The organism is Collinsella sp. TF07-1, from assembly GCF_003437235.1.
GTDB lineage: Bacteria > Actinomycetota > Coriobacteriia > Coriobacteriales > Coriobacteriaceae > Collinsella.
On record NZ_QSRV01000054.1, the window covers coordinates 1 to 1,908 of the forward strand.

General features: G+C 53.9%; 1 protein-coding gene. It reads right to left on the minus strand.

Annotated elements, in window-relative coordinates:
* Window positions 1–601: 601 nt before the first annotated feature.
* Window positions 602–1,726: an aminotransferase gene (locus DXC67_RS10215; RefSeq protein ID WP_117638281.1), complete on the minus strand. Its 1,125-nt coding sequence runs from the start codon at window positions 1,724–1,726 to the stop codon at window positions 602–604.
* Window positions 1,727–1,908: the final 182 nt, after the last annotated feature.

Here is a 1,908-nt window from a genome sequence, read left to right on the forward strand (position 1 = left end):
TCGGAAGGCACGTGCAGACCTTTCGTCATGGCCTCCTACCTTTCTTTCGGGCCCTTGTCAGGGCCGATTCGTTAGCGCCCCTCCGTGTGAGGCGTTATTGCTGACGACATATTTATATCCAAAATCAGCCCATACTTCCACCTTGCCCCCGAACGGTTTTTTATGAGGGGTGAACGGCATACACATATACTTCACGCATGGCACACTTTGATTTAATAAAGTTTATTTACGTGCTTAAATGCTTTTTCTAACCAAATAGCAAATGGAACTTAACTTTATTAAACCGCCCTCAAATTGCATATTTCTAATAAAGCTATGAATAGAATTAGCGATTCATACCGCGTCTCAACCATTTTCATTTTTATTCAGAAAAAAGTTTGTCCTATTCATTTCTGGTATGCATATCACCGTTTACCAGACGCTTGGTACCGTTCACCGGAAGTTCAGTATAAGGCCCAACGAACACCGGCTCGCCTTACGGCCTCATTTGTAACAACTTGACTTCTCGGTATAGAAAAACAGACCCGCTCCCCTCATGGGAAACGGGTCTGTTATCGATAATCGTAGACAGATTTGAGTGGCTTTGAGAGCCGTCGGAATCCTAGCGATCAAACTCCGCCAGCGCCTCGCCCAGAAGCCTCAGGCCCTCGCGAAGAACGTCTTCGCTCGCGCAGTAGCCCAGACGCGCGCCGCAGGGAAGCTCAAAGCGGCTGCCGGGAACCAGCAGCACTCCCCTCTCGGCCAACAGGCGCTTGCAGAACTCCTCATCGTCCTCGGGAATATCCAGCTGGATAAACGAGGTGGATACGCCCTGCGGCGCCGTCCAAGAGACGCGGCTCTGCGTATCGATCCATGCCTGAGCGATATCACGGTTGCCAAACACGATCTTACGGTTGCGCTCAAGGATCTTATCCTTGTGCTCGAGCACGTAGGTCGCCAGGGCGTCGTTGAACACGCCGCCGCAGATCATGGTGTAGTCACGATAGGTGCGGATGCGGTTGGAGACCTCTTCGTCGGCCACGACCCAGCCCACGCGAGCCGCAGGCGTCGAATAGGTCTTGGACACCGAGTTGGTGACAATGGTCTTCTCGTACACGTCGGCCATCGATATAAAGGACTCGGTGTTCTCGAGCGGCAGATACACCTCGTCGCACAGCACATAGGCGCCCACCGAACGGGCGATCTCGGCAATCTGGCCGAGTGTATCGGCATCGAGCACCGTACCGATGGGGTTCGATGCGTTATTGATGCAGATGAGCTTGGTGTTGGGGTGAACGAGGTGCTTGAGCTGTTCGATATCGGGCTTCCAGCCGAGCTCCTCGCGAAGCTCCCAATACTCGACCTCGGCACCGAGCGTACGCGGAATCTCATAGAGCGGCGCATAGGTGGGCCACTCGGCAATCACATGGTCGCCGGGCTCGACCACGGCCATGATGGCGTTGAGGTTCGCGCCCGTGCAGCCGTTGGTCTGCAGAATGTGATCGGGATTGACCTCGCGACGATACAGCTTGGCGACTTCGGCCTTAAACTCCGGCGAACCCTCGATCCAGCCGTAATTCATCTTCTCGCGATCCAGGCGCTCGTAGAACGTAGCACCGTCCTGCTCGTCAAGTGCGCGAAGCTCACCCATGGTCAGCGACGAGATCGTCGACTGAGCGATATCCCAGGTAGCACTCTTCTCCCAAACGTTGAGCCAATCCTCAACGCCAATTGTCTTGATATCCATGGCCACCTTATCTGATCTTAATTTAGCGTCAATAAACATGAATGGGACGGTGCGAAAGAACCGCACCGTCCCATTGGGAGACATCTAATGTCAGCTAGATGTTTGTATTAAGACCTGTACGGGTCTTTGAAAACCTTAGAGGTCCTCGCGCCAGAAGGGCATGCTCATGCAGCGCGGGCCGC